Below are 23399 nucleotides of genomic sequence, written 5' to 3'. Positions count from 1 at the left end.
GCGGGTACGGTTCGGACAGGCACTGACAGCGAACGGGGGCCTGTATGCCCGCACATGCAGGCGGCGGGGTGGGCAGGCGGATCGCCTACTACCGCAGCGTCGTGCACCCGCAGATGACGCAGCAGCAGCTCGCCGATGCCGCGTGCCTGTCGCTGGGGGCCATCCGCAAGATCGAGCGCGGGGAACGCGGCGTCAGCGATGTAACGCTCGAGGCGATTGCGGAGGCGCTGGGGGTCGACCCCAGCCGGTTGCGTACCGACCGCGGCGCCGCGCATACGCGGGTGCATGACGCACTGCCGAGGCTGTCTGCTGCCATCGCTGCCTACGACCTGCCCGACGACGGCCCCACCCGTCCGCTTGCTGAACTGCGGGCGGCTGTCGGCGAGGCCGCCGGGTGGCGGCTGTCCGCGCAGTACACGCGCATCGCGCGGACCCTGCCCGACCTGCTGGCCGAACTCGCCCGTGCCTTCCACACCGCCGGCCCCGGCGAACGGCCGCACCTCGCCGGTCTGCTGGTCGCGGCCTACCGCACCGCCGATGCCGTCGCCTTCAAGTACGGGGCCCATGATCTGTCCGCGCGTCTGATCGACCTGATGCGCTGGGCTGTTGTCGACACCGGTGACCCGCTGCTGGCGATGTCCGTCGCCTACGTGCGCACCGAGACATTCTTCGCCGCCCGGGCGCACGCCGCCGGGCTGCGCGCCCTGGAACAGGCCCTCGACACGGCACCCGCCCCCGCCGGCACGCCGACGATCGCCGCGCGCGGTGCGCTGCACATGCGGGCGGCCGTCATCGCCGGCCGCGCCCGCAACACCGCGGCGGCGACCGCCCACCTCGACCAGGCGGCCACCCTCGCCGACCAGGTACCCGAAGGCGTCTACGGAGGCACGGCCTTCGGCCCCGACTCGGTGCGCATCCATGACGTGTCCGTTGCTGTCAGCCTCGGAAACGACCACGTCCACCGCGCCCTTCACCTTGCCCGCGGATGGAAGCCGCCCGCTGGTCTTCCTGCCGAACGCCACAGCGGCTACTACATCGAACTGGCCCGCGCCCAACTGTGGTCCGGACACACCGATGACGCCTTCACCTCCCTCAAGACCGCCCGCGCCATCGCACCGCAGCACACCCGTGAACACCCCTGGGTGCGCGAGGACGCCGCCACACTCCGGCGGTTGAAGCGGGCGGACGCAGAAGCGTTGACCACCTTCACCCAGTGGTGCGCCGCCACCTGACCACCAGCCGTCCCGCCGTCAGCTACCCCTCGCCGGGGTACTTGTGGCCCTCGCCCACCCCCACCATCTGTCCCACGCGCACAACAACCGGCAGATGGGAACAGCAATGCCCGGCGCACTCCCCCGCACACCCACCGCCCTCAACACCGGCCTGGGCACCCACTGCAGGCCCAACGCCGCAGGCTGCTTGATGCCCTCTCCCACAGGGCCGCACCCTCATCCGGTATCCCAACGCCGCCGTGCTGCGTCCTGCAGGCGTCTGCGCTGCCGACAGCACAACCGGCGGGGCGGTCACACTCCACCAGCACCCGTCCTCCCACCACTCAGCTGCGCACCCGCAGCATCAGCACCGGTCCACTTGGCGCTCCTCCACCGTGGTACTGCGCACACCCGGGCAGGAGTTGCGCAATGAGCGGCACCCTGACCGCCACGCCTGCCACCGCGCCGGTGGACATCGACACGATGCGCCACAGCATCAGCAGGCTGCTCGGCCCGGATACGCAGCCGACCGGGGGCGAGGGGCTGGCCATGCTGCAGGGTCTGCTGCGCGGGCACATGCAGCTACTCATCCCCGAAGTCGAACAAGCCGCCCTTGAGCGGGATGCGAACGACGTGCCCCGCTACGTCGCCCTCGCCTGTATCGGCGAAGCCCGCACCAAGCTGTGCGCCGCGCCGCGTGCGGGCGAACACGGCACCCTCGCGGATACGCGCAGACTCGCCCGTCGCCTGGCGGCGCTGTGTGACCACTACGAGGCTTTGACCGGCGTGATGATGTGTCTGACCTGCGACCAGCCCCTGCGCCAGGGCGAGGACACCCTGCCCTACGACCACATCAGCCCCAGCGGCCCCATCGTCCGGGTCGGCCGGATCCACGCCAGCTGCGCCCACACCTACCGCCACCACTGACCCATTGCCCACGGCGGTGAACCGGGCAGTGCAGCAACCGCGGTCCAGCACCCGGCCATGCCACCTCGATCACCCGCCCCGAGCCCCAGCCCTGGACAGGTCGAGCCTCGGGGCGGGCCCCCTCAGCTCAGCCAACAGCCTAAAGACCCGACTCCCTGGCTCGGAACCGGCACATAGAGCACAGGGCTGCTGCCCTCACCGGCCATCCCTGGGACAGGCACGTCCCACGATCCCACCGCGGGGCCGCCACCACTTACCGGCGCCCCGCCTCTTTGGAGACCACCATCCATGACCCCCGACACCCACCACCCCCTCGCCCAGCCGGGCCTGCCCCAGCGCAGCGACCGGCCCCCGGATCCCCCCGACGTCATCACCCACTGGCTCGCCACTGCCCACCCCATCCCCCGCCGGGGCAGGGCATTGGTTGGATTGCGAGAAGCCGGGCTGGTCGTTCCCTTCTGAAGCCGTGTTCAGCGTCTGAGCTGGTCGCGTTCGGTGATGCTTTCGGGGCGTCTGGTGGTCTTGCCGACGTCGTGGCGGGTGGCCGGGTGACGGTTCTTCGAGCCGGGCGGCTTGCCGGGGCCGGGCCGGTTGGGTTTTGGCGCACGGGCCGGACAGGGCAGGTTCGGGCGGAGGTGCCTGAACCCCCGGCGGACCCGGGCCGGGGTGAGCCGGCCGGGCTCGGCCGGCTTCTCCCACGGACGACGGAGGTCGGCGACCAGGGGCCGGGCGAGGCGGAGTTGGGTGTGGGCGGCGATGACCAGCCAGGTCCACCGGTCCGCCGCCGCGGGCGTGCGGAGCTTCGGGCGGGTCCAGCCCAGCGTCTGCTTGATCATCCGGAAGGTGTGCTCGAGATCGAACCTGCGCAAGAACGCCTGCCAGCGCAGATCGACGTCCTCACCCGACAGGCCGGCGGCCGACGACCACAGCCAGACCGGCAGTGGATCGTGACCGCCGGGCAGACGGTCGACCTCCAGACGGATCAACGTGCCTTCGATGACCGGGAGTTCGCCGGTGTGGTCGATCCATGCCGAGCGCGTGGTCAGCCTCGGGTGAATGCGGTCCCAGGCCATCACGCGAGCGGTGCCGTAGCGGTCGGTGACCTGCACGGTCTCCACGTCCGGATCGCCCCAGGTATCCGGCTTGGCGAAGCGGAACTCCTTGCCGTGCTTTGGCGGGCGCCCGCCCTGCGGCGGAGAGATCCAAGGGACCGGAACCGGCTTGCGCATCACACGGTCCGTGCGCATCCGCCCCAGGACCTCCACCGGTAGTCCGGCCAGGAGATGGGCCATGCGCGGAGCGTCGTATCCGGCATCGAAGACAACCAGGATGTCGCGGTCACCCGGCTTCCAACGCCCCATCTCGATGAGGTCGGTGACCACCCGGCGGACCTGGGCGGCGGTGACCTCGGCGACATCGTCGGTCGGCCCCAGCCGCAGGGCGTCCAGGATCTGACACCACGAGGTCCGGCCCGACTCCAGCGCGGCGACGAACGAGTAGGGCCAGCCGGGCACGAACTGGTCCGAGGAGCGTCCGCTGCGGCCGTAGACGTGACAGAACAAGCGGTCCGCACTGGTCGGCGCGTCCGGCCGCAGCCAGTGGGTGACATCCACGGCCAGGACCAGGCGCCCGTCGGCGGCCTCGGGCTGCGGCAGCCCGGCCAGCACCTGCCGCAGCCGTGGTACATCGACGTTCCCGCCGTTCAAGGCTTCGTACATCGCGCCGTGCCCGCGCCGGTGTTCGGCGGTCAGTGTGAGGTCGACCGGCGTCTTCACCGGCCCGTCCGCACACAACAGGGCGTCGGTCAGCTCGAACAGCGTGTCCCCGCGCGCGGTCAGGCAGTCGAAGAAGTCGTCCCGGAAGTGTGACGCCACCGCGAACGCTTCCCGCCGGACATCGTGATCCAGCAGACTCATTCCCCCACGGCCTTCGTACTGGTCAAGTGCCTCTTTGGTCGGAGCACATGATCAGACGGAGGCCGTGTTCACGTCCCCAGAATCCTCGTACGAGCGATCACGTTCGGGACATCGTTCGAGGTCGGACCATAAAGAACAAGCTCAGTAGTACTGGACCAGGCAGAATTCGTGCTCTTCGGGATCGGCCATCACGACGACCACGCCTTCGTCGTAGTCGTGCCGTTCGTCGGTGAACCGGCCGCCGAGGGCGATGACCTCGGCGATGCCCTGGTCGATGTCGTCGACGGCGACGTCGAGGTGCAGGCGTACCTTGCCGTGGTTCGGCTCGGTCACGGGCTGGAAGTTAAGGCGGGGCTGCGGGTCGCCGGGATGGCCGAGGTAGACCCATCCGGGCCGGGAGGGCAGTTGGGGGCGGTCCAGCAGTGCGCTCCAGAAGCCCGCGATCCGTTCCACGTCGACGCAGTCGATGGTCACTCCGACCCAGCGGTTCGTCATGTCGTCAGCTTCTCCTGTGTTGTCGGGTGGAATGTCGGCGGCTCGGGCTTGCTCGGCCCTGCAGCCCATGAGCCCAGGGGCAGCACTGCACCGTGATCCGGGTGCGAGGCTCCCTGGCGAACTCGTTGCCGGGCGAGTTCCGCGGCCGCGTCCGCGGGTGTGGTCGGGCAGGTCCGGGCCGTGTGGAAGACGTGCCGGAGAGTGGCCGCGATGCCGCAGAGACGCTCGGTCAGCTGTCCCGGAGATTCCCGGCGCAGTTCGACACCGGTGGCATGGATGACTCCTCCCGCACTGACGACCACGTCCGGTGCCCAGAGGATTCCGCGTGCGGCGAGAAGGCTGGCGGTGGCCGGTTCGTCGAGTTGATTGTTGGCCGGGCCGGCGACGGCGGCACACCGCAGCAGCGGCACCGTGCGCGCGGTCAGCAGGCCGCCGAGCGCGGCCGGCACGAGGATGTCGACCTCCGTCGCGAGGGCGTCTTCCGGATCCACCCAGGTCGCGCCCAGCTCCTCGGCCAGGCTGCGTGTGGCCGGGTTGATGTCCGTCACGACGAGCCGCGCGCCGGCCCGGTCCAGGAGCCGGGCCACGTGGGCGCCGACCGCACCGAGGCCGATGACCCCGAAGGTCCGGCCGGCGAGCTCCGGTGAGCCGAAGGCTTCGTCGGCCACCGCGCCCAGCGCCGCGAGGGTCCCGCGCGCGGTGTGGAGGGAGGAGTCGCCGCTGCCGCCGTCCTCGACGGGCCGGCAGACGACATGCGTGGTGCGTTCGCCGATCACGGACATGTCGACCGGGCTGCTTCCCACGTCCGGGCCTGCGATGTAGCGGCCGCCGAGCGATTCGATCGCGTCGCCGAGGTCGTGGAGCATCGCCGTACGCTCCGCGCCGGTGAGCCGAGTTGTGGTGGGGAGGGCGACGACCGCCTTCGCGCCGCCGTGGCCCAGGTCGGCCAGCGCATTCTTCTCGGTCATCGCCGCCGCCAACCGCAGTGCGTCCGCGATCGCGGCGGCGGGGCCGGGGTAGTGCGCGATCCGGCACCCGCCGGCGGCCGGGCCGAGCGCGGTCGAGTGGATCGCGATGGTGATCGCGAGGCCACTGCGGCGGCCGCGCACGACCTGCACCAACTCATGTGAAGGATCCGGGACCTGGGGGGTCAGAGCTTCCTCAAGTGCGGCTGTCATGGCGTGAAGCTAGCCGTTCCGGCAAAGGTTACGACTACTGACCGAATATAAATCGGTACGCAGGCCATAATCGCTGCGTGGACGAACTTGATTCGGCGATCGTCCGGCATCTGCAGCTCGATGCGCGGCAGACCAACCGCGACCTCGCCCGCACCCTCGGCATCGCCCCGTCGACCTGCCTCGAACGCATCCGCGCACTGCGCGCCCGCGGGGTCATCATCGGCTACCACGCCGCGGTCGACCCGGCCGCCCTGAACCGCCACGTCCAAGCGCTCATCCACTTCCAGATTCGCCCCCTCAGCCGGGCGGTCATCGAGGCGTTCAAGACCTATGCGGCCGGCCTGCCCGAGGTCAGCACGGTCTATGTCGTCACCGGCGGCGACGACATGATCGTGCACGTCTCCGTGCCCAGCGTGGACTACCTCCATGGCTTCCTCATGGACAAGTTCACCGAGCGCCGCGAAGTCGTTGGATTCCGTACCTCTGTGATCTACCAACACGCCCACAATCAGGTGCTCGCCCCCCTCACACCTTGACCCGCCAGGCGCGCTCCTGCGCCCGTTCGCCAGCCCACGGTGCTGATGATTCGTGCCGGTGGACAGCTCGGCTCACTCGTCGGCGCCCGCGTCCTCATTGTCGAGCTCGACCGCGTCCGGGTCGCGTAGAGGTCGCAGGTTACCCGCGCGTACCCGATCTTGATCTCTGTGCGGACGAGAGGTTCGGCGACGAGGAGTTCGGGGTGGCCGGGCGGCCCCGGAAGGTCACTCATGACCCCGGATCATGTCGGAAGACGATGGTCCGGAGTTCTTGAATCACCCAGGTTTCTGAAGGGTTTTCTGAAGGCTCTGCGGGGCCATCCGGCCTCCTGACCTGCGATCTTCAAAAGACGATGGTCCTTTGACAGCTCCCCGGATCGGCAGCGGGTGGGAGGCATCGATAGAAGGTCTCGCGCGCCGGACAGCAGATTCTGGCAGTCCGCGCGCAATCCCCTTGCGCAATGGTCAAGAATCGTTGACCATTGCTCGCATGCCTACCGATGATCTTCCCGAGACGTTTCACGTCACCACTGACGAGCAGCTGCGCGCCGTCTCCAATCTCACGCGTCACCGGATCATGGCCGTGCTCCGCTTCGAGCCCGCGACGATCACGCAGATCGCCGCGCGAGTGGGTCTTGCGAAGGGGAGTTCCAGCTACCACGTACGGCTGCTCGAACGGGCCGGCCTGGTGAAGGTGGTGCGAACGCGGAAGGTGCGGGGTGTCACCGAGCGGTACTACGCAATGGCCGCGCGGGCGATCGTGCTGCCGGATCCGGGCGAGGGAGGGCCGGATGTGCTGATGCGCCATGCGGTGGCGGACCTGGAGGCAGCGCCGGTGGATGAGAGGCATGTGCGGATGGCGCATCTGCGTCTCACCGAGGAGCAGTTCGCGCAGCTGGGGGCGCGGCTGCAGGCACTGGCGGACGAGTACCGGGAGCTGTCCGATCCGTCGCTGCCGGATGCGTCACTCGTCTTCGCACTGTTCCACCCGGCATCGCGCGAGCAGGCCGAGGGGGGTGCCAAGTGACTTCAGACGTTCGGAAGTTGCCGACCGGGTTCGGACGGCTGTGGACCGCACAGACGGTGTCCTCGCTCGGTGACGGGGTGACGCATGCCGCGCTGCCGCTGCTCGCGTTGACATTGACGCGGGATCCGATGGCGCTCGCCGTCGTCACGGCCGCCGGAACCCTGCCGTGGCTGCTCTTCGGGGTGCTCGGCGGTGCGCTGGTGGACCGCTGGGACCGCCGGCGCACGATGTGGGTCACGGACGCGGCGCGTGCGGTGCTGCTCGCGATACCGGCGGCAGCGGCCGCGCTCGACGTGCTGAGCATTCCACTGCTCGCGGCCGTCGCCTTCCTGCTCGGCCTCGGCGGACTCTTCTTCGACACGGCCGCCACGGCCTATCTGCCGGATCTGCTCGGCCGCGACCCCGCACTCCTGGAGCGCGCGAACTCCCGCCTGCGCGGCACCCAGACCGCCGCGTCCGGCTTCGCGGGGCCGCCTGCGGGCAGTGCCCTGCTCGCGCTCGGGCGGGCGGTTCCGCTGCTCGCCGACGCGGTGTCGTTCGCGCTCTCCGCACTGCTCGTACGGTCGCTGCCCGCCGCACCCCGGCCCGTACCGCAGGCCCGTGAGTCGCTGCTGCGGCAGGCGCGGGCCGGCGCCTCGTACGTATTCCGGGATCAGTTGCTGCTCGGGCTCGCGCTGCGTCCGGCGGTCGGGAACATCGCCTTCCTCGCCGTGGAGACCGTACTCGCCCTCTTCGCGCACGATCGTCTCGGCATCGACACCTTCGGCTTCGGCCTGCTCCTGACGGCGGAGGCCACCGGCGGTCTGCTCGGCGCAGGCATCGCCTCCCACCTTGGCCGACGACTCGGCACCGGCACCGCGCTTACCTGCACGGCCGCAGTCGAGGGACTCGCCATTCTGGGCCTTGCCGTCGCCCCGAACCCGTATGTCGCCGGCCTCGCGCTCGCCGTCTGCGGTGCGGGCATGGGCGCCACGATGGTGCTCGGCCCCTCCCTCCGACAGGCGATCGTCCCCGCCCACCTGATGGGCCGAGTCGCCTCCATCTCCCGCATGCTCGCCATGTGCGCCGCCCCGTTCGGCGCCTTCCTCGGCGGCTGGCTGGCCACCACCTACGACGTACGCACCCCGCTCTACACCGCCGCCGGCCTCCTCCTCACCATGACCACCATCACCGCGACCATGACCAGCAACCGTCGGGTCGAGGCGGCGCTGCGTGCCGCCGCCCCGGCCGATGATCCAGATCACCCGGAATCCCGGGACCCCGTTCAGGAGCGTGCCATTTAGGGCTCGGCGAGGTCGTTGCGCCAGTGCTAAGCCCAGCTCGGCGTTCCCCGCCTCGGCCCCGGAGCCTCGGGCGCCGGGCCTCCACGGGATGCAACGAGTGGCCCAGCGGGCCGGGTACACCGCCGTCCATCCTCGTCGTCCTCGACAGCCTCCAGGTCCCGGAAGGGGCGCAGGCCCTGACCGGGTCCGCTGGCCTTGATGTTGAACAGATAGCGGCCCAGGAAGTTGATGTGCCGGTCCTTGAGCGGGGAGAGGCGGGCCCGGACGCGTGGGCGCCTCGGTGAACGTCCCGTACGCCTCGGCCTGCTCACCAGTCAGAAACTCCACCGGCACGAGGCGGACCGTAGCCAGCGCCGACGCCCGCCCGACGACCTTTCCGCGAACCCCAGCAGCAGCCGCACCCCGTGTGCTGGATGGCCATGATCAATCTCAGCGGCACTTTCTGTACCGCAACTACTCACACCCGTAGTTGGGCGCGCCTTGGTCATCCCCCGATTGATGGTGCCTCGCTCAGCGCGCATGACGCGTCGTGCCCGCGCACCGCTGCCTGATGCCCGTCATCCGGCTCTGACAGCGCCCTGTCCATCAACCGATCGGTTGATGGGCACGGGCCGCAACTCGATCGTGGAAGAGGCCCGGCGCGTCCAACAACGCCGTTCAACAAGGTGATCAGGGCCGCTATCGCCTCCCCGGCCGTCCTTGACGATCACGTCCAGGATGCTCACGACGGTGGTGGTGACGCCGATTCGGTCGCGACCTTCATGCGGGAGGAGGTTGCCAGGCCCCCGGCGGGGGCTATGGGCTAGACCACGGGCACCTGAAGGACTCGCTGTGGAGACTGCCTGTTAAACCTCTCCCAACGGAGCCCAGCAGTGTCCGTATAGCGGTAGATGCACTCGAATTCAATCTCGACCTCAGACCAACCGCCCGTGGGCGACCACCCATCATCGATCTCTTCTGTGCCCTCGCTCACCCACACCTCCGGACGAACTACCTGGACCTCGCCCAGCACCCTCGCAATGAGGCCCGGCAACTCGACGCCCGTTCCCAATCCCGCAGCAGTGACGCGAGTAGCAAGCATCCGTTGGCCTGTTCGTCGGTCCACGGCTGTTACGGATCGGATCTCCACTTCGAGGACCGGACTCGCGCTGGCATTCCAGATGCTGACCTCTGAGTGTCCGTCCATGAACTGATCGTCGGGGCGGCGGAACGGAATCGGTGAAGTCGTCCGGACGACCAGGACCTCTTGGTAGCAACAGCGGTGTCGAAGCCGGCCGTTGCACCAAGAGGTCCTGTCATGCCGTTGTACGCCACCGCCCCGTCCCCTGTCTCCGCAGTCGAGGAAGCCGGCTGCTCCTGCGCCGCATGCCGGTTCGGCCACGGAGCTGGCCGCGCCGCCCGCCCGCGCCGCTACACCACGGACATGACCCACGCGGAGTGGCAGGCCGTCGCGCCGCTGCTGCCCTGGCCGACCTGGCTGGACGGCAACGGCGGGCGCCCGGAGGAGTACTGTCGACGCCTGGTCATCGACGCCATCTGCTATGTCGCCGACAACGGCAACAAGTGGCGCAACCTGCCCGCCGACTACGGCATTCACTGGAAGACCCTGCACGCGATCTTCACCCAGTGGAGCCGGGACGGCTTCACCCTCGCCCTCCACAACGACCTGCGCGAGAAGGTCCGCGAGGCTGAAGGGCGGGAGCGGGAACCGTCCGCGGCGGTCATCGATTCGCAGTCCGTGCGCGCCGCGGAGACGGTCGGCGCCGAGACCCGGGGATGGGATGCAGGCAAGAAGGTCGGCGGCCGCAAGCGTCACGTCATCGTGGACACCATCGGCATGGTCCTGGTCGTGCTGGTGACCGCCGCGAACGTGCAGGATCGCGACGGCGCCCGCCCGGCGCTGGAGTTACTCCGCGACCTCTACGAGCGGATCGTCCTGGTGTGGGCCGACGGCGGCTACGCGGGCAGGCTCGTGGACTGGGCCAAGGACAAAGTCCAGATCACCCTGGAGATTGTCAAACGCAGTGACGATGCGAAGGGCTTCGTGGTGCTCCCGAGGCGCTGGGTGGTCGAGCGCAGCCTGTCGTGGATCTGCCAGCGCCGCCGGTGCGTCCGCGACTACGAGCGCTTACCTGAGCACCACGAGGCCATGGTCCACTGGTCGATGATCATCCTGATGCGACGCCGTGCCGCCCGCGCCACCGCCCCGCCAACCCCGAAATGATCAGTTCATGGACGGGCACTTACGCGCCATCCGGTCCTGGCTCACCCCCGCCATCACCCTCAACCGCTGGTGGCGGGCCTGGACGGACAAGGACCCGCCCTCCGAGCTCCAGGCCCTGATCGACGCGGTCACCACCGGACACCGACTTGACCTCTACCGCCGGACGTAACGAACTACCGGTAGGCATCACGCCGCCCCCCATCCGTGCCTGCGTAATCAGCGTAGAACTGGGAGAGCTGTGCAGCGCCGACCTCGGGGAAGAGGAAGCAGGCGTTCATTCCGGCTGTGGCTCGACCCGTTGGCACCTTGTGGCACATGGCCTGTGAGTTCGACTCCCCAATTGGGGAGTCGAGTTCGACCGTTTGCTGACGGCCTGGGTGGTGCTCTCGCGCGCGCCTTCCTCACCGGGGCTGTGGGGCGGCGGCAGTTGGATAGGCCCGGCGCCAGCGAGTAGGCACGGGGTGGAAGTCGCTGCATCATGAGGGGGGAACGGGGGGCGATGGCTATGGCTATGGAATCCAGACTGATCGTTGTGGGCGACAGGCCCGACGAAACCGCACGACTCTTCACCTCGTTAGCAGAATGGTTGCGGTACGAGGAGGACCTCCGAGGACGGACCCGGCTGGTCCACGGCAAGATCACGACCGGGACGATGGGCGGCCTCCCGGAGGCGCTCGTCGTGGCGCTTTCCGCCGGCGGAGCAGCGAGTGTCCTCGCACGCGCCGTCGTCGAGTGGGTCAAGCAGTGCAAGAGCGATGTCACTGTCAAAGCAGTGAGGCCCACAGGAGAAAGCTTCGAGTTCGATCTGCGGCGCGTTGCAGATCCAGAGAGCGTGATCACGCAGCTCCGCACGTTCCTCGACGCCGGGCAACCGGTCGCCGACCGCGATGAGACTGCCTAACGGCGATCGCTCTCGCGTCGTCCTGATCGGCACGTCAAGCCATCTTGTCGACCCGGAGCTTCCCGATCTGCCGTCCGTGCACAACAACCTAATCGACGTGGCTGCGGCTCTCGGTGAGCCCGTCCACGGCTGGTTCACCCCTCGCACCTGTTCGGTCATTGACAACCCCAGCACTCCGCACGAACTGGCAAGCCAACTCGACGACCTCGCTCACGAGGCCGAGGATCTGCTATTGATCTACTTCGCGGGTCATGGGCTGCTCGACGATCGGGGAAACCTTCATCTCGCCCTCTCGAAGACCCGGCGCGGTGCCCTGCTGCCGTATACGGCCATGCCCTACAGCGGCGTGAGAGACATCGTCGTCGACAGCGCGGCACGAAACCGCGTCGTCATCCTCGACTGCTGCTTCTCAGGCCGCGCTCTCAACCTGATGGCCCCGACCGACCATCTCGTGAAGGGCCAAACCGCCATTTCCGGCAGCTACATCCTCACAGCCACCGCAGCGGACAAGACCGCACTGGCGCCTGAAAACGAACGCCATACCGCGTTCACCGGCGAATTACTCCGCCTACTCAGAGAGGGTGACCCGGAGGCACCGGCAAAGCTGCTGACACTGGACGACGTGTACAGGTTCCTGCTCCAGAACCTGCGCGGCCGCGGACTTCCCAAGCCGCGCCGTCAGACCGGAGACACCACCGGAGATCTGCCGATTGCCCGGAACATCGGCTACCAGCCCCCGTCCCTGAGTGGCAGGACGGGCCAGAACTCGTCACGGCTCCTCCTCGACGAGGAAGAGCGTGTCGGACACGGCGGCGATCCCCTCGAAGCGGCCAGACGGTACGCAGACATCGCCGCCGTTCTCGTACGGGTCTGCGGGGCCGACTTTGCCGCTGTCCAAGCGGCCGAGGCTAGTCGCGTGTACTGGGCAGAGTATGCCGCCACAGCCGCACCATCTCGAACCACCATTACCGACGCGGGGGTTGGCATCGATCTGGGAAGGACTCGTGCGGTGATCAGCACATTGGTTGGCGGGGAGCCCGAGGCCGTCATCAACTCGGAAGGATCGGAGACGACTCCCTCCGTCGTTGCCTGGTCCGATGAGGGCAAGATTCTCGTGGGCGCGCGGGCAGCCCGGCAAGCGATCACCAACGTCGAGCGCACCTTCCGTTTCCCCGCCCGCCAGCTGGGCGGTGACTGGAACATCCACGTGGGGGGCCACTCCTACACGGCCGCCGAGGTGACGGCCCACATCCTGCGCAAGCTGAAACGGGAAGCCGAGAATTTCCTCGATGCAACCGTGCAGGACGTCGTGATCACGGTGCCGGCCGTCCTGGATGAGGGTGGACGGCGCACGGTTGAAAAAGCAGCCGAACTGGCAGGGTTGACCGTGATGTATCTGGTCGCAGCTCCCGTTGCGGCCGCGCTTCAGTACGGCCTCGACAAGGACGACCAGACGATCCTCGTGTTCGACCTCGGTGGCGGCACCTTCGACGTGTCCCTCCTGGAGATCGGCGACGGCGTCGTCGAGGTGAAGGCCGTAAACGGCGACGCCCACCTCGGTGGTGACGACTGGGACCAGCGCATCGTCGATCACCTCGTCACGCAGTTCCAGTCTCGCCATGGCGTGGACCTTGCCAAGGACAAGATGGTTCTACAGCGTTTGCGCGAGGCCGCCGAGAAGGCCAAGATCGAGCTGTCCTGGGCCACCGAGACCTCGATCAACCTGCCCTACGTCACCGCGTCCGCGGAGGGCCCGCTGCACCTGGATGAGAAGCTCACCCGGGCCGCGCTCCAGCAGCTGACCGCGGACCTCCTGGAGCGCTGCAAGACGCCATTCCACAACGTCCTCAAGGACGTCGGCCTCCGCATCGAAGAAATCGACCACGTCCTCCTCATCGGTGGCTCCACCCGTATGCCCGCCGTCGCCGAGCTCATCGAGGAGCTGACTGGCGGCAAGGTTCCGCGCAGAATGCTCAACACCGAGTTGGCCCCCGCCTTTGGCGCGGCGCTTCGGGCCGGCATCACCAAAGGCCACGTCAAGAACGTCCTGCTCTTGGACGTGGCACCACTGTCCCTCGGCATCGAAACCAAGGGCGGCATCATGACCAAGGTGATCGAGCGCAACACCACGATCCCGACCAGGCGTTCCGAGATCTTCACCACGATCGAGGACAACCAGTCGTCCGTGGAGATTCCCGTCTACCAGGGCGAGCGCGAGATCGCGGCTTACAACAAGAGGCTCGGCCTGTTGGAGCTGACCGATCTACCGCCTGCGCCGCGCGGCGTCCCGCAGATCGAGGTCGCCTTCGACATCGAACCCGGAGGCAGCATCCACGTCACGGCCAAAGACCTCGGCACGGGACGTACACATCAGGTAACCGCGGACGCCAGCGACACGGCCTGGCAAAGGCACGAGTCCAAACTCCTGACCTCTCCTCCCCCTCCTCCGCCCAATCCCCCACCGGGACCGGCGAACGCGGGTCAGGGGAAGTGAGTTGAGGCACGAGCATGTCGGTCCTGCCGCGAATGCGATACGGGCAGACCTGGTTGCGTGCGCTCACCGTCAGCACCGGAGCGACGACTGGCAGAACCTCAAAGCGCACCCGTTCCGGCTCTACGCCAGTTGGTCAGACGGATACTCGCCGCGATGCTGCCCGCGCTCACAGAGACAGGGTTCGGGCTGGCACTCGACCGCGCTGGCGAGATGCTCTGTGACCTCTTCGACGCCCCGAGCGACCTGCTCCCTGAACGTCAACGCTGCTCGAGTTGGACGCTGCCGCCACGCACGCACTGCGATCCGGGGCGTAGCAGTGCGAACCAGTATAAATGCCAAATCCCAAGCGGCCGTTTCCAATGGAAACGCTAGTCTCGGTTCGTACCTACCGACATCGCCCTGGAGCATCAATGTCCACTCCCCTCCCGACGAAGGCCGGCGAACTCGTCGTTGACTGAGCGGACATCGGCAAGTGGCTGGCCGCCCACGCCTTCACCAAGCTGACCATCACTCAGCAGTGGAACTCACCGGCATGCTCCGCTTCGCACCCGCCCCGGCCCCGCGCAAGCTCAGCCGTGCCGAGCAGCGCGAGTTGAACCTCGCGGCCGCCCGCCAGTTCCACGCCCGCGAAGGGCACCTGGACGCTCCTCGCTCCCACCGCGAGCCCGTAAGAGGCTGACCGTGCTCAGCCTCCACAACAGACAGATCAGCACACGAAGGGCCAACTACTTGCCCGGGAAGGCTTCAAGCACCCGCACGGCACGATAGATACCGTCAGAACCGCAAGGGTTGCGTTCCTCCGGGACCGGAGGAACATACGAGGCTTTTCCGGATCACGCTGTCGCTGGCGCGCAGAGCCGCTGTCAGTTCTCGTCGCGGTTCGTCCGGGAGGATCCCTGCGCCGAGGGCGCAGGCGTGCACCAGCACGCGACAGTCCTGCATTTGCCGGTCCGTGGCGATCTCGGTGAACAGAGGGTGAGCCAAATTCTCGCGGGCCACGTAACCGTCCTCGGCGTCCGTCGTCCTGCGGTGGAGGTCTTCGACGATGCGGTGCGCGGCGAGCGCCTCGGCGGACCCGATCGCGTCGAGAACTGTAAGTCCGAGGCGGGTGTCGAAGACGGTCATCCCGGGTTCGGCCTTCCGTCCGGAGTGGGCCGTCACCAGGTCGGCCAAGTGGCCCTCGATCGGCTGCCCGGCGTCGCGGCGGCATAGAACGGTCAGGCATGCCGTGACGGCTTGTTCCCATGGGTCGCCGGGCATCGTGTCGGCGAGGAGACCAGCAGCCCCTGCCGTGTCGTTCGCAACGAGGGCGGCGAGTACGGCGACCTGCCGACCGTCGAGCATCCGCTCTCCGATGCCATGGTGGGCTTCGATGTGCGCCAGCGCCTCGGCCCATCGCCCCTCGGTGGTGAGGGTGCGCGTGCCGTCTGCGAGGAGGACGCGCCACAGCCACGCGCGAACCTCCTGGCGGTCTTCGCCGGTCGCAGTGAGGTCCACAGGTACGGTCACGCCCTCGAATCGGGCGGTTGTGCCCGTCTCGACGGCCTTGTACAGGTTGAGGAGTCGCTGACGACCCTCATCGGCACGACCGGCGCGGATCTGGAGGCGAGCGAGATTGACGACCGGTTCCAGTCCTCGGATCGCGCTCATGCCGGGCAGGGGGCAGGCGTGGAGGTAGGCGGCGGCGTGCTGGTGACACATCTCGCGGGCGAGATCGGGGAGATCAAGGTCGGAGGCGATCAGCGCAGCCTGGTTGTAGACGGCCGATGCGAGCCCCTGGTCGGTCTGTTTCACCGCCGTGTCGGCCAGGTCGACGAGCGCACGTACGCGTTCAGGCAGGGGCAGGCAGGCGGGGCGGAATCGGGCGACGAGCGGGAAGCGCTGGGCTAAGGGGCCGTGCGGGTCCATGGATCCCCCGGGTCGAGAGTGAGGACTGCTGAGGCGACGGTGCCCGCCAGCCGTGTGCCGACGGGCACCGTCCGCTACGCGTGGGGCGCTATGGCCAGTCGACGACGATGCGGTTCAGCGGGGTGTCGACGGCGAAGAGACCGGGGCGCTGCTCGATGGCGGGGGCGTCGAGGGGCTGGATCTCGAACGTGGCCTCACGGCCTCGGTACTCCCTGCCCCAGGTACGGATGGCGTCGGCGACCTTCGCGACCAGTTCGTCGCTGCCGGGGCCGTGGCCGATGACGCCGAACTCCCAGAGCTTGTCGCCCGCGGGGGTCTTCTTCTTCGACAGACGCCGGGCGAGGTAGGTGACGGCACCCTTGTCGACGATCACGGTCGACGAGGGGTAGGGGTCCTCGGTGAGCAAAGTGCCCTTGGCACTCTGGGGGAACAGCATCCGGATCAGACCGGAGGGCAGGGAGCAGGTGACGAACAGTTCCATCCACTCCGGGGATTCCATGGCGCGGACCGTCATGCCGGTCCACTCCTCAGTACACGGCTGGTCAAGTACACCTGCGAGGGCATCCGCGTCGATGCTGAGCCCGGCGGGGGCCTGGAGTCGTACGGCGCCGTCCGTACTGAGCGGGATCACTCGGCGCTCGTCGTCGGCGATGCCCCGCCGAAGCGGCATGAAGGTGTTCATCTCGCTGCCGAGGGACACCCACCGGCCGTCACGCTGCTCGTAGGCGATGGAGCGGGACACCGTGCCCTTGAGGCGCTGGGGGACGAGGAGCCGGCCGCCGGGGGCGAGCTGCTGCAGCCAGGCGTGCGGCACGCCGTGCGCGCCCACAGTGGCGATGATTCGGACGTACGGCGCTGCTTCGGCGTAGCCGAGTGCCCCGTCGCGGGTCACGGCCTCGACGTTGGTGGTTCCGGCGGCGGCGAGGTGCGTGCGGGCACCCTCCACGAGGTCGTCGTCGACGTCGAGGGTGGTCACGTGTCCGCTCTCGCCGACCAGGTGGGCGAGGAGACCGGCGTTGTAGCCGGTGCCGGCGCCGAGTTCGAGGATGCACTCGCCGGGCTGGGCTTCGAGCTGGTCCAGCATGAGGGCGACGACGCCCGGCTGGGAGGCGCAGGAGATGGACGTGCCGTCGGTGTCGTACTTGATGTGCACCGGTGCGTTGGCATAGGCGTCTTCGAGCGACGCCTCGGGCACGAACACATGGCGGGGCACGGTCCGCAACGCGGTTTCGACGGCGGGTGTGCGGGCGTGTCCGTCCGCGCGGAGCTGGTCGACCAGGGCGTTGCGGAGGCGGTCGGCGTCCGCCGTGGGGCTGGTGATCGTGTCGGTGTTCACCGCGCTGACGCTATCGATGTCGGCCGTTGCCTCGGTGGGCGACGCGGTGTGGTCACTCGTTCCCATGACTACCTCTCGTGCGATGTGGGACAGGGCGCTCTGGTCGTCCCGGAGGAGACCGGCGCGGTTGGCGTGGAAGATCACGTGGTGGGCGATGACAGCTCGCAGGCCGCGAGTGAGAGCGCCCTGGCCTGCGAGGTCAGCGAGCGTGGCGCCGGCTCGTTCGAAGGCGGTCACCCATGCCTCGTGAGCGTGGAGTGGGCCACCCCGGCGGCAGAGGCTGTGGGCGTCGGCGGTCATGAGCTTCCGCATGGCCGGAGCCAGTTCGGCGGCTCGTTCGGGTTGGGGTGGCTTGGTGGCCGGTCGAAGAGCTGCAACCTTCGCCCATACGTCGCCCTGTTCGAACCAGTCGAGTCCAGCGCCGCGCATCATGGCGCTCGCCAGCAGGACGGCGGTCTCCCGGCGTCCCAAGTGCATCGGGCTCGGCTGGTAGGTGAGCAGGTGACGGGAGTCGCTGTGGAACAGTTTGTGGGCTGCGTCCATAGCCTCGGGTCCGCCGAATGCGTCAGTCTCGGGCTCGTAGACGCAGGGCAGGCACGACACGGCCACGCCGTCGCCGATGAGATCGCTCAGGAGTAACTCGATGGCTGGTGAGGGCTTGTCCGCGAGGTAACGCAACGGCCAGGGCTGCTTGTTCATGAACCACCAGCCGGTGAGCTGCCCGTCGGCCTCGGCCTCGATCAGGGCGGGGCCGAGGCGTTCGGCGATGGTGCGCCGGGCAATCTCGCCGTCGACGAAGGTGATGTTGTGCTGCTGCCAGCGGTCGGGAGGCATAGAGGTCCTTCGATCGGTGGATCAAGCGATGAGGAGGCATGCCTCCCAGGCGGATCGGGGTGGTGCGGCGGTGCTGGGCGCCAGGAGGGCCAGGGCTATGCCGGCGGCGCCGTCGAGGAGGCCGAGGTCGCCTTCCTCGTCCTGAATGAGCGCCGTGGCCATGAGTTCGGGGTCAGTGCCCAGTGGGATGACCGCAGCCAGGAGGGCCGGGATCGCGGCTCGGAGTTTCTCCGCGGTCGAGGGGTGGGCGTCGTCGGCCGTACGAGCGGCAGTGTGGGCGAGGCCAGCGAACCCGTGGCAGAGGCCGTTGTCCGTCGTGGCCTTCAGCTGCTCAGGATTGGTGAGGGCGGCCACGACCGCGTTCTCGGCGTCAATCTGGCGGCTGACATCGCCGAGGGCAAGCGCGGCTAGTTGCTGGGCGCGGGCGAGGCCGGCGGTGCCGTAGCACCAGGACGGCCGCCTGGGGGCTGACGAGCAGAGACGCCCCCTGCGCAGCTCGCCCTGAGCGACCCAGTACGGCCAGACCGGTCCGCCGCCGACCTTCTCCTTCCAGCGGTCCAGCCAGGCCAGGATGGTGTGCAGTGCTGCGTGGTGCCCATCGGTGACAGAGCCGTTCCGAGCGGCGAGGGCCAGGAGCGCGAGCACGCCGCCGATGCCGTGCGCCATACCGGTGTTGGCGTGCCCGCCGGGGAATCGGTCGTCCGGGCTGCCCGAGGGCCCGGTCTCCGCCCACCAGCCCGGCAGGGTCACGCCGCGGTGAGTTATCGGTTCGGTGAGGCGCACGCAGTAGTCGAGAACGGCGCGCGTCGTGGAGCTGCCGGGGTTTCGTCGCAGTAGGTAGGCGCCGTATCCGGTGAGGCCCCGGATGGCGTCGAACTCGGCGAGCTGGGGTAGGCGTCCGGCGTCGATGCGGCGGTGTGCGGCGTCGAGACGGCGTCTGACGGCGACTGCGATCTGTCCGTCCATCGCGTCGAGGGCGCGCTGGTAGGAGTCGGGAAGGTGATCGGCCGCACAGGTCAGGGCGTGCGCGAAAGCGGGTACTCCGTAGAACGGGTGGCTGTCCGGGCCGCTGGTGAGCGGCTGCCGGGAGGCTGCGGCGAGCCAGTCGTGGGCGCGCTGCCACGGGCCGAGGCCGTTCGCGGCCAGCTCGATGTGCAGGAGCGCGATTCCGGTCGGGCCGTAAGCAAGGTGCTGCCGGTCCGAGGACAGCCTCCTGGAGCCGAGGGGCACGGTGTCGGGGTCGGCGAGCTGGGCGGCGATGGCGTCGACCAGGCCGAGCGCGGGGTGGGCAGTCACGAGGACCTCCCCCTGGTGCGGGCGGTCCAGGCCAGGGCGGCGGCGCGCGCCAGGTAGAGGCACACCTCTTCCTCCGGGAAGTTCACGGCGACGTGGCGGACGAAGTGGACGTGCAGCAGGGAGGTCAAGACGTCATCGACGGCGATGCCCTGGGTGTCCGGGCCGGGCAGGTGCGGCCGGTACGTGGCGAGCGCCGTATCCCGGTCAGCCCATCCCGACACGATGGCGTCCCCGCCCGGGACACGGCGCAGCGCCGCCCAGTCGTCACACGGGTCGGCGAGCCGTACGGCGTCGGTGAACTGCGGGCGCGGAACCGGTTTGGGGGCTGTCGGCGGTATGTGGTCGATCAGCCAGTGCATTCCGGCCGCGGTGGTGCCGAGGAACGCAGAGATGATGGCGACCGTGTGGGCTGCCACCAGCGTGCGCTGTCCGGGACGCTGTGGCTGCGCAAGCTGGGCCAGGATGGCGCGCGAGTCCGCCCGGAACACCTCTTCGGCCGCCTCCCATGCGGTGCCGGATCCCCAGCGGCCCATCTCACGGTAGGAGGTGGGATAGCGCAGGTCGGCCAGCAGGCCGATGCTTCGTAGCTCGTCGGCCCAGGCGCTCACCGTTCGGGCCGTGTCGGCGAAGGCTTCCGGGTCGGGAAGGGTAATGCGTACGCGGAGGTGTTGATCCGGGTCGCGGAAGCGGATGAACCACCATGGCGGGTTGCCGAGTTGTTCGAGGAGGCCGGGCAAGTGCCGGGAGAGCAAGACGTCTTGGCGGCGGGGGTCACCGTACAGGGCGGCCAGAAGAACCGAGGAAGAGGCGGGTGTCTGCAGTTGGGCCGCAGACAGGACACGGGCCCGACTGGGGGCGGGCAGCGGTGGCCACGTCGGCGGTCGGGTTGCCTTGAGCGGAACTACGATCTCGTGGGCTCGCCCGCCGCACCAACCGTACGCTTCCGGTTCCGGGGCCTCGACCAGCACGGCCAGGCGCGTGCGGTCGAGGTGGCGACGCAGGAGCGTCCGGTGGCCGGCTTCGTCGAGGTCGAGGAAGAGACGTCGGTCGTCCTCAGCGAGATGGACGCGGCGCGGCAGCCTCCGCCGGGCACGCCAGGAGGCAAGCGCAGCATCCCACTCCTCCCGAGGGCGGACGCGGCCGGGCAGTTCGGGCGCTTCCAGTCGCCAGCGGGCCGGGGCCAGCACGATGCGGCCGTACCGCAGACGTGGAAGGAACGGCATGGCCGCGGCGGCGCCCCAGTCGAAGACGGTGACCTGCGCGCACTGGGCGCGGGACAGTTCGGTGAGGAACCGCACCAGTGGCGGGGTGTGGGTGCGCAGGTTCAGGGCGTGCATCCCGACGGCCTCGACGCGGTGTCCGCGCTCGGGGGCGGCGAGGTACATGCGGCGACCGTCGCACCCCACCGCCAAGTCCTCCGGGGTGAGGTCGGCGTCCTGCGGAGCGCGGTGCTCCTGAAGACTGATCACAGTAGGCAGGACCTGTGGGGAGCGGATGACGTGGGCACTCTCGGGGAGCAGGGGCGGGAAAGAGAGCTGCGCGGGCACGGTGTTGCCGTCCGCGGCCGGGAGGTCGGCGAGTTCGGCGGCCAGGGCCTCGCGGTCGGCGGGGGCCAGCACGCTGAGGAATCGGCCCGTGGAGACGCCGGCGCCACGGGACACGCTCACGGCCTCCAGCCGGAACCGCCCGCGCTGCAACTCCTCCAGGCCGGCCGCGTGCACCCGCACCCCGATCTCCAAGTGCGGCGGCAGCCGAGGCTCGTCGGGACCCACGTCCAGGGCCTCAATCTGTTCGTCCGTGAGGATCACTTCGTCACGGCCGTCGAGCGCGGCGGCCTGAGCCAGCCGTACGAGGGCGTCATCCCGCGCGGAGACGCGGGGCCTGCGTGCGCCGGCCGGAGCGCCCGGGTAGCCGTCGGGATAGCCGGTGCCGCTGTCCGCCACGGCCTCCGCGAGCGGCACCATCGTGCCGATGCCGTACCGCTCGTAGAACCGCTGGTGGTACTCGTTCCAGGCGGCGGTCCCGTACGGGCGGATGCTCAAGCGGGTCAGGATGAGAGCGGCGCGCTCGATCTCTCGGCCGACCGCTTCCGGCAGAACGATCTGCGCGTCCAGGCGGAGGTCGAGCGCGACGGGGTGGCGACGCAGGCCAGGGACGAGGTCTCGCATCCGCGCCGCGACGCTGTCCCGGCCGCCCTGCGTGGCGCACTCCTCCAGGCCCGCCCGGACCGCGTGCAGCTCGCGCACCGTCTCCGCGACCGGGGCGAGGCTTCCGGCGTCGATCGCGTCGAGTTGGCCCACCAGATACCCGAGAGCATCGGTCTCAGTGCTCGGAGCGTGCAAGCCCGTGATCAGCACCCGCCGCCGGATCAGCTCCGCCAGCAGTTGACGCGCCTTCTCGGGACCGGCCTCGGGGAACTCCGCCTGGAGCTTCGCCACGAGGGTGCCGAACCGGATCGGCACCCGGGTCGCGGCAAGGACCGCGCGCACCGGTCCGGTCAGAGCCAGAGACGCCTCGACCGCACGCGTTCGCTCCTCCTGGACGTCGGGCTGGAACGGCACGACGAGCCGGTCTCCCCGATACGTCACGGTGTTGTTGATGACGACGGGCAGCCGTTCGAGGAGGTCCGGGCATGACTCCAACCGTGCGACCAGAGCCGCCAGCCACTCTGCCGCCGCGCGGCCGACAGCCACGTGCTCCTCGCCCCAGGCGGCCCACGCCTGCGGCCCGAACTCCGCACTGGCCACGCCGGCGAACAGACCGAAAGGCGTAGCCCGGTGCAGGGCCCGCAGCAGGTAGCGGGCCACGGACAGCGCCGCGCGCTGCACATCCCGGAGGGCGGGATGCTCGGCCGTCCACAGGGCCCGTACCTGCGCGGCCAGGGCCGGGCTGGAGTGCTGGAGTGCCTCGGCGACGTCCTTGTTCGCCCAGACCGCGCGTAGCCACGCCACACGGGCAGACGAACCACTGGGCGAGCGGTCATCGAGGTCAGGGCATGGAGGAATCGGCAGCGAGGGCCGGGCCACGGCGCGCACGAGAACAGTGGAACCGGTGCGGAACGCTGCGGGCGGAGCAACCACCAAGTACCTCCGTAGGTGAGGGGGCGGGCGGCTGGTGCCGCCGCGCGGAGACGCGGCGGCACCAGACCGGGGTGACCTGGGGGCCGGGTCAGGCGACGTTGGTGGTGCAGGCGCCGCAGGTGGACCCGCAGTTGTCGTCGGTCAGGTTGACCAGGCCCGCCGGGTCGGCGATCTCGACGAGGGAGACGTCCAGGTCGAAACCGTCCGATGCCCCCGGGATCTGCGGGCGTACTTCGGTGCGGCTGGGAACTACGGTGCTGCGTGTCATGCTTCAACTCCTTGGAATCGTTGTGGTGTTACTGGGCTGGGGCGCCCACCAGGTGCCGTCACGGGAGCGTTGCCAGACGGCTGCTCCCCGGACGGCTCCTGGCTGCCCGGCACGAGGGGACATGCTCCGCGTAGGAAGTCCTCGCGGGGTTGCCTGCCTCACGCCGGGAAGTCGTGTGCCGGGAGTCTGATCAAGCGGACGTCGGCCGCCGCTCCATGAAGTAGGCGAGCGCCTGGGCCTTGAGGCGAGCGAGGCACGGCTCGCGCGCGTAGAAAGGGGCGTGCTGCCCGTCCCACTGCACCGGACCGAGCCAGATCACCAGCACTCCGCTACGCCTGCAGCCGAGCCAGCAATCGCCGGTGATCCATGGCCACTCCATGGAAGGACGTCCCCTTTCTCAGCTGGCGGGGATGGTCGCGATCTGGCGGCCTGGCAGTTGGGAGCGCAGGCCCAGAGCTGGAACGGCAGGCCCCGGTGGCGTATCT

20 protein-coding genes and 1 pseudogene are annotated in these 23399 nt (G+C 69.1%); 12 read left to right on the top strand and 9 right to left on the bottom strand.

Annotation, left to right across the window (positions count from 1 at the left end):
* The first annotated feature begins 44 nt into the window (after window positions 1–44).
* From OG303_RS50390 to OG303_RS50380, 3 genes are all read left to right on the top strand, one after another.
* Window positions 45–1232, top strand: coding sequence for a helix-turn-helix domain-containing protein (locus OG303_RS50390; protein WP_405877005.1), 1188 nt, complete (start codon window positions 45–47; stop codon window positions 1230–1232).
* A 408-nt stretch (window positions 1233–1640) separates the two neighbouring features.
* Entirely contained in the window at window positions 1641–2138 is a 498-nt protein-coding gene (locus OG303_RS50385) for a DUF6415 family natural product biosynthesis protein (protein ID WP_405877003.1), read from the top strand.
* 288 nt (window positions 2139–2426) lie between these two features.
* The gene (locus OG303_RS50380; RefSeq protein WP_405877001.1) at window positions 2427–2600 is read left to right on the top strand and encodes a hypothetical protein; all 174 of its coding nucleotides are present in this window, start codon (window positions 2427–2429) and stop codon (window positions 2598–2600) included.
* A gap of 8 nt (window positions 2601–2608) precedes the next feature.
* Here the strand turns inward: OG303_RS50380 and OG303_RS50375 are convergent, their stop codons facing one another.
* The 3 genes from OG303_RS50375 to OG303_RS50365 all read right to left on the bottom strand — a co-directional run bounded on the left by OG303_RS50375 (window position 2609) and on the right by OG303_RS50365 (window position 5727).
* On the bottom strand, window positions 2609–4054 hold the full coding sequence (locus OG303_RS50375) for an NF041680 family putative transposase (protein WP_405876999.1): 1446 nt from the start codon (window positions 4052–4054) through the stop codon (window positions 2609–2611).
* Window positions 4055–4195: 141 nt separating this feature from the next.
* The gene (locus tag OG303_RS50370) at window positions 4196–4549 is read right to left on the bottom strand and encodes a VOC family protein (protein ID WP_405876997.1); all 354 of its coding nucleotides are present in this window, start codon (window positions 4547–4549) and stop codon (window positions 4196–4198) included.
* Window positions 4546–5727: a Glu/Leu/Phe/Val dehydrogenase dimerization domain-containing protein gene (locus OG303_RS50365; RefSeq protein ID WP_405876995.1), complete on the bottom strand. Its 1182-nt coding sequence runs from the start codon at window positions 5725–5727 to the stop codon at window positions 4546–4548. The genes OG303_RS50370 and OG303_RS50365 overlap by 4 nt, the downstream gene beginning before the upstream one ends.
* A 77-nt stretch (window positions 5728–5804) precedes the next feature.
* Here OG303_RS50365 and OG303_RS50360 point away from each other — a divergent pair, with 77 nt between their 5' ends.
* The 9 genes and pseudogenes from OG303_RS50360 (at window position 5805) to OG303_RS50320 (ending at window position 14871) form a co-directional block, all read left to right on the top strand.
* Window positions 5805–6263, top strand: coding sequence for an Lrp/AsnC family transcriptional regulator (locus OG303_RS50360; protein WP_405876993.1), 459 nt, complete (start codon window positions 5805–5807; stop codon window positions 6261–6263).
* A 490-nt stretch (window positions 6264–6753) separates the two neighbouring features.
* Complete coding sequence (locus OG303_RS50355; RefSeq protein WP_405876991.1) at window positions 6754–7290, top strand: ArsR/SmtB family transcription factor; 537 nt, start codon at window positions 6754–6756, stop codon at window positions 7288–7290.
* The gene (locus OG303_RS50350) at window positions 7287–8573 is read left to right on the top strand and encodes an MFS transporter (protein ID WP_405876989.1); all 1287 of its coding nucleotides are present in this window, start codon (window positions 7287–7289) and stop codon (window positions 8571–8573) included. The genes OG303_RS50355 and OG303_RS50350 overlap by 4 nt, the downstream gene beginning before the upstream one ends.
* A 1423-nt stretch (window positions 8574–9996) precedes the next feature.
* The gene (locus OG303_RS50345) at window positions 9997–10797 is read left to right on the top strand and encodes an IS5 family transposase (protein WP_405876987.1); all 801 of its coding nucleotides are present in this window, start codon (window positions 9997–9999) and stop codon (window positions 10795–10797) included.
* 7 nt (window positions 10798–10804) lie between these two features.
* Window positions 10805–10966, top strand: a complete 162-nt coding sequence (locus tag OG303_RS50340) for a hypothetical protein (RefSeq protein ID WP_405876985.1) — start codon at window positions 10805–10807, stop codon at window positions 10964–10966.
* 342 nt (window positions 10967–11308) lie between these two features.
* The gene (locus OG303_RS50335; protein ID WP_405876983.1) at window positions 11309–11698 is read left to right on the top strand and encodes a hypothetical protein; all 390 of its coding nucleotides are present in this window, start codon (window positions 11309–11311) and stop codon (window positions 11696–11698) included.
* A pseudogene (locus OG303_RS50330) lies at window positions 11685–12275 on the top strand (caspase domain-containing protein); the annotation flags it as partial. The gene OG303_RS50335 and the pseudogene OG303_RS50330, both read left to right, overlap by 14 nt.
* 387 nt (window positions 12276–12662) lie before the next feature.
* Entirely contained in the window at window positions 12663–14192 is a 1530-nt protein-coding gene (locus OG303_RS50325) for an Hsp70 family protein (protein ID WP_405877881.1), read from the top strand.
* A 532-nt stretch (window positions 14193–14724) separates the two neighbouring features.
* Complete coding sequence (locus OG303_RS50320; RefSeq protein WP_405876981.1) at window positions 14725–14871, top strand: hypothetical protein; 147 nt, start codon at window positions 14725–14727, stop codon at window positions 14869–14871.
* Window positions 14872–14966: 95 nt separating this feature from the next.
* Here the strand turns inward: OG303_RS50320 and OG303_RS50315 are convergent, their stop codons facing one another.
* The 6 genes from OG303_RS50315 to OG303_RS50290 all read right to left on the bottom strand — a co-directional run bounded on the left by OG303_RS50315 (window position 14967) and on the right by OG303_RS50290 (window position 23293).
* A complete protein-coding gene (locus OG303_RS50315; RefSeq protein WP_405876979.1) occupies window positions 14967–16100 on the bottom strand; it encodes a hypothetical protein in 1134 nt (377 codons plus the stop codon).
* A gap of 88 nt (window positions 16101–16188) precedes the next feature.
* Window positions 16189–18270, bottom strand: coding sequence for a methyltransferase, FxLD system (gene fxlM / locus OG303_RS50310; RefSeq protein ID WP_405876977.1), 2082 nt, complete (start codon window positions 18268–18270; stop codon window positions 16189–16191).
* A 21-nt stretch (window positions 18271–18291) separates the two neighbouring features.
* Window positions 18292–19566 carry a lanthionine synthetase C family protein gene (locus OG303_RS50305; RefSeq protein WP_405876975.1) on the bottom strand — a complete coding sequence of 425 codons (1275 nt, stop codon included), beginning with the start codon at window positions 19564–19566 and terminating at the stop codon, window positions 18292–18294.
* A complete protein-coding gene (locus OG303_RS50300; RefSeq protein ID WP_405876973.1) occupies window positions 19563–22517 on the bottom strand; it encodes a lantibiotic dehydratase in 2955 nt (984 codons plus the stop codon). Before OG303_RS50300 ends, OG303_RS50305 begins: the two co-directional genes overlap by 4 nt.
* Window positions 22518–22734: 217 nt before the next feature.
* Window positions 22735–22914, bottom strand: a complete 180-nt coding sequence (locus tag OG303_RS50295) for an FxLD family lanthipeptide (protein ID WP_016825826.1) — start codon at window positions 22912–22914, stop codon at window positions 22735–22737.
* A 190-nt stretch (window positions 22915–23104) separates the two neighbouring features.
* A complete protein-coding gene (locus OG303_RS50290; protein ID WP_405876971.1) occupies window positions 23105–23293 on the bottom strand; it encodes a hypothetical protein in 189 nt (62 codons plus the stop codon).
* Window positions 23294–23399 lie beyond the last annotated feature (106 nt).

This window comes from Streptomyces sp. NBC_00005 (assembly GCF_045160215.1).
In the GTDB taxonomy this organism is placed as follows: domain Bacteria; phylum Actinomycetota; class Actinomycetes; order Streptomycetales; family Streptomycetaceae; genus Streptomyces.
Note: the sequence above shows the minus strand (reverse complement) of the source record. Positions and strands in the feature narration are given on the sequence as shown.